Source organism: Mesorhizobium sp. M4A.F.Ca.ET.050.02.1.1 (assembly GCF_003997725.1).
Classification (GTDB): Bacteria; Pseudomonadota; Alphaproteobacteria; order Rhizobiales; family Rhizobiaceae; genus Mesorhizobium.
The window spans coordinates 1-4,750 of record NZ_RZSG01000472.1; the positions used below are offsets into that span (position 1 = coordinate 1).

General features: G+C 60.9%; 4 protein-coding genes and 1 pseudogene. All 5 read right to left on the reverse strand.

The annotated features are described in order from the left end of the window. Window positions 1-522 (reverse strand): plasmid partitioning protein RepB (gene repB / locus EOA33_RS24775; protein WP_245482423.1); only part of this gene is annotated, 522 nt, incomplete at its 3' end. Then, window positions 522-1,718, reverse strand: coding sequence for a plasmid partitioning protein RepA (gene repA, locus EOA33_RS24780; RefSeq protein ID WP_127406827.1), 1,197 nt, complete (start codon window positions 1,716-1,718; stop codon window positions 522-524). The genes repB and repA, both read right to left, overlap by 1 nt. Window positions 1,719-2,201: 483 nt before the next feature. Further along, window positions 2,202-2,582 (reverse strand): hypothetical protein, encoded by a 381-nt coding sequence (locus EOA33_RS39245; RefSeq protein WP_190234363.1) that lies wholly within the window; start codon window positions 2,580-2,582, stop codon window positions 2,202-2,204. A gap of 748 nt (window positions 2,583-3,330) precedes the next feature. Continuing rightward, window positions 3,331-4,401, reverse strand: a pseudogene (locus EOA33_RS24795) (site-specific integrase). 58 nt (window positions 4,402-4,459) lie between these two features. Continuing rightward, window positions 4,460-4,591 carry a hypothetical protein gene (locus EOA33_RS41365; protein ID WP_281033552.1) on the reverse strand — a complete coding sequence of 44 codons (132 nt, stop codon included), beginning with the start codon at window positions 4,589-4,591 and terminating at the stop codon, window positions 4,460-4,462. Window positions 4,592-4,750 lie beyond the last annotated feature (159 nt).

The window sequence follows — 4,750 nt, forward strand, 5'->3', positions numbered from 1 at the left end:
AAAAACGGCCTTCTCAATGAATGAGAGATCGGCTCGGGCGCTGTTTTCCTGCCCTTGGGCGATCACATGGTCCCTATCGTCCAATTCCTTGACGACCGCCTTCACCGGTCTCCCGAGCACCTTAGCCGCCCGCGCGCGTCGGTGGCCGAATACAGTCATGTAGCGGCCGATCACGCCGGGATGTGGACGCACTAGGATTGGGCTATCCTGCCCCCTCTGCCGGATGGCTTCCACCAGCTCCTCAAAGGTCTCCTTATCATCACCTATGCGATCTGAAACGAACGAGATGTCGATCGTATCAGGATCGAGTTCGATGACTGTAGCGCCTTCAAGGAGCCGAGATTCAATCTCCTTTGCCGCCTGAGCTTTCTCGGCGAGCTCATCTATCGATCTCGTTATGGCCCCGAAGGCACCACGGCTGCGGTTTCGCTCCACTGCTGGGGAGAGATCACTCCCCGGATCTGAGTTGACTGCGGTCAACTTTCGTTCCGTGAATGAGGTCAGCAGGTTCTTCCTGGACATCAGCGCCCCCATGCCTTGTGGATCAACCCTGTGATCTCGGAGTTGACGCGATGCACCGATTCTATTGCGCGGTCATACGTTGACCGTGTGAACTGGGAGCGTTCGACCTCGTAGAGCGTCTGCTTGGTTATCCCTGCATCCGAGATTGCGGTACTTTTAAGCATCTCATTGACGAGGACATGCTGCTTGAACAGCGATCGCATGAAGGCGACCATTTGGCTCTGGGGGCCGTCAGTAGGCTCGTAGCGGGTAACAAGGTAACGAAGCCAGTCGAGCCGCATGTTGGCTCCTGCCCTCTTCAGGGTGCCCATGACCTCGCCCATCATCAGCAAGAACTGGCACATTGACATCACATCAAGCATTTGTGGATGCACGGTGATCAGGATGCCGGTTGATGAAGAGAGCGCGGTCAGTGTCAAATAGCCAAGCTGAGGTGGGCAATCGATGATGACTACATCATACTGGTCTGCAACGTCAGCCAAGGCCTCATCGAGACGCCCGAAAAAGATGCGTCCCATGGAGCCGTCCTTTTGAGCGAGGGCGAGGGGGGTATCGTATTCGAATTCCTGCAGCTCGAGATTCGCGGGCACGATGTCGAGACCCGGAAAATTTGTCTTGTGAACTAGCGCCGACAGCGGCTTTCTTTCGTCGTCATAGCGTAGGGCTTCGTAGAGGGATTCGTTGTGGTCGACCTCCGGCTGGAAGCCGTGCAGGGCGGATAGCGAGGCCTGCGGGTCAAGGTCGATGGCTAGAACTCGGTGCCCGGTTAGTGCGAGATGCTGCGCCAGGTGGGCTGCCGTCGTCGTTTTTGCGGAGCCCCCCTTGAAATTGACGACTGCAATTATCTGCAGGTGTTCCGTGTTTCGACGGTGCGGAACGTACTTCGCTGCCGCCCGGCTGTTTCTATCCAAATACTGGCGCATCTCCAGTAGCTGCACGGCCGTGTATGAACGGCGGCCGGACGGTGTTACCATCGGCAGCGGCCCCTTGCCTTCGAGAGACAAATTCTTGAGATAACCGCCCGTCACATTGAGATATTGCGCAGCCTCCGATAACTGAAACGGTCGCAAAGTTTTCTGTGCATTCGGCGGGAACATTTTGAGCCGATGCTCGTGAAGCATTGCGGAGAGGTCATTGGCCTGCTGTGTGATTAACAGATCGACTTCTGCAATCTCTTCCCGGATCATCATATTCATCGAATTTTTCCGCACATGCGTTTCTAAAGCCGAAACGGCCTACTAAGCGCATGTAGCCCTGATTCTTTCGATCCGGCAACAGATTTAATACTAACGAAAGGTTAACAGAAATGGAGCCCCTCCTCAGTTGACTGCAGTCAACTTGGCTGCTGGCAGTCGACTCACGTGACATCGCGCAGTTTGTCATCAAGGATCTACCTGACGTGGCGTCGGAGCGGCGGCTGAATAATACGATCTGCTCCCCGGCGCAGTGGCGATATCCTTGTCTCTTAGGATCTCGGCCAGAAAAATCGCGCCTGGTCGAATGGGGGCGCAGCATCGAGCGCCCTCCGCACGCGCAGTTTCGGTCGTTTACTACCTTGGCAGATGCGATCAGGAGGTGCACCAAAGCGCCTTCTTCCAACAGCCCGCGGCCGCTCAAAATGCCCCACCGGAGGCTGAGCTCGAGGCCCGTGTCATCCGCGAGGTCAGGCCCGAGAGCGCTCATGATTGTCGATTTCGCGTCGCGCGAAGACCGGTTTTTTGCGGACTGGGACAGGTCGAGGTCTGTCGAACAACTGTTTGCCCATTTGGCTTTTGATATGCGACGAATTGGAGCATCGCGGCCGGCGCGAGGTCGGTCCTTATTCCGCGCGCTAGGCGGCCGCGCAGCCGGTAGACGGGTCCAGCAACCACGGGCGCGTCGGTTACAAGTTCACGCCGCACCCAGGCCGGGCCGAACAGATCGTCGGCGCTGTAGAGACGGTAGACGGAATCGACGACCGACCGAGCCAGGTATTCGATCTCGCGGCCGAGCGAGATCTGGGCGAAGTCGCGACGTCGCAGCCGGTGGGGGCGAAGGCAACGACGCTCGTTCCGCGCCATTTGGCGATTTTTTGGTCGGCCGATCGGTGCCGGTTCCAGAAGGCGGTCAAATTGCCGCCGAGCGGGGCCACTCGCCGGGCGAGCGACATGCTTGTCGGATAGCCGCTCGACGTGGACGGTCTTGTTGCCTTGAAGATGCGCAGACGAGTGAGGCTTTCGCGATACGCCGAGGCGGGTTCAGCGCAGTCTGAAATCATGATGGCTGGATGGATTTGGGAGCGCACATACCGGCCGTCGTTTCCGTTGGCGCAGCCAGTCGTGCCGGCCAAGCCGTGGTTCATTCGTCGCCGGCGAGGCCGTCGAACGCCTCCATCAGCGCATCGACGATCGCTTGGCCGAGCGCCTGTGCTGTCTCAGCGATCTCGGCTTCGTTTCCCTTGCGGGCCGCGGTGGCAGTTCCGAACCCTGATCCGTCAGAATCGCATTGGACCTATCGATGGCCCATTGTGCAAAATCGTTACGGCTGTCGATGATCCTGGTTTCCATAGATGCGCGCTCCTGCGTTTACGATTTGTTGGCCAATTCGGGCTAGGGTCAGGGTGCGCGATGGGTATTGCGTTCGCGCCCATACACTCCTCGAGGCTTGCAGCGTCAAGCACGCCGGGCAAGCCGTTTCTCCTCGCGCAGCCCGCGATATCGGCCGAAACGGGACCTTTTTCCTTCGTTGAGACCGGTCATGTCGGGCCCTTGAAGGAAAAGAACTCGTTATTCGATTCAAACGGGAAGGGGAGGGGACTTTCCGGACCTCCTACAGGCCACTCGCCTTGGTGAGATTGACCCGGAAGCGGTCGCGACGGCGCTGATATCTGCGCGTCATTTCGGCCGAAGCATGGCCAAGTTGCTTTTGCACATAGCGCTCATCGACTTCAGTCGAGGAGGCGAGGCCAGCGCGCAGCGAATGGCCGGAAAACAGCATTCGGCGTTCGCCTTCCGGCAGGTCGCCGCGCACGCCGGCCGCCAGCGCGGTCCGCTTGACCAGGCGCGCAACCTCCTAGTCGTTGAGCCGACCGGCGCCGACCGCCTTGCCCTGGCCGGTGACGCGCCGGAACAGCGGTCCGTGCGCGATACCGGCGAGCTTGAGCCAGGTCTGCACCGCGACAACCGGGCAGGTGGCATCGGACGAGCCGCGCCCGACTTCGACCTCCCGCCAGCCGGTCTTGCCGCGAAGGGAAACGAGCATGCCCTTGTCGAGGATCTCGATCCAGCCGCGGCCGTCCTCGGTCTGGTCGCGGTCGATGTCCAAAGCCACGATCTCGGAGCGGCGCAGGCCGCTGGCAAAGCCGAGGAGCAGCATGGCGCGGTCGCGCAAGCCGCGTAAGCCTCCGCGTTCGAGTGTCTCCAGCATAGCGATCAGATCCTCGGTAAGGATCGCCTCCTTCTGCCGCGGCGACGCGCCGTGCTTGTTGCGGATGCCGGCCATCACAGTGGCGATGTGCCGATCCTTGCGGGCCAGCGGTTGCCCGCGCTGGGCGTAGTTCCAGGTCAGAGAGGACAGCCGGTCTTCGATCGTCGGCACGGAATTTGGCGTCTTGTCGCCGGTGGCCGTACAGGATGCGCAAGCGGTGATGTACAGCCCGACGACTTGCGGATCGGGCGGGAACACCTCGACGCTTTGGCGTCGGCACCAGCTCCCGAAATGCTTCCAGTCGGTGGCGTAGGCGCGGCGGGTGTTGGCCGCGCTCGCCGCCTCGGCATAGTCGCGGGCACGATCGGCAAGTTTTTCCAGATGCGCCGGCACACCCGTCTGGCCGCCGCTGATCGACAGGGCAGGGGAGGGGGCTTCCGCAGGCTCGTCTCCCGGCGCCTGGTCCATCGCCATGACGATCGATACGATGTCCGGCAGCTCGCCGTCGGGACTGTCGGCGCCGGCCCAGGGGTCAGCCGACACCGGCGCCGGCGGGAACAACGTCTTGCGGCCCGGTGCTGTGGGGCGCTTCGGAGGGTCGCTGGGCCTGATTTTCGGGCTTTTGCTCGCTGAAAACGGTTTCGGTTGCCAAAAGCGCCGCCATGATTCATCCTGTTTTCGATGATTCTGCGGCCCAAACCCGCTACGCGCCACTACGCCACGCTTGGCGGTGCCCCGTCGCCCGCGTCGATCGCAACGGTGCCGGCCTGGCTACGCCGCGCCATCCCGGATGCGCAAAGCCTGGCGGGGAAAGACATTGAGG

Coding starts and splice junctions, on each gene's coding strand:
- EOA33_RS39245 (WP_190234363.1), bottom strand. CDS start 2,582: ATGGCGCGGAACGAGCGTCGTTGCCTTCGCCCCCACCGGCTGCGACGT.
- EOA33_RS41365 (WP_281033552.1), bottom strand. CDS start 4,591: ATGGCGGCGCTTTTGGCAACCGAAACCGTTTTCAGCGAGCAAAAGCCC.
- repA (WP_127406827.1), bottom strand. CDS start 1,718: ATGAATATGATGATCCGGGAAGAGATTGCAGAAGTCGATCTGTTAATC.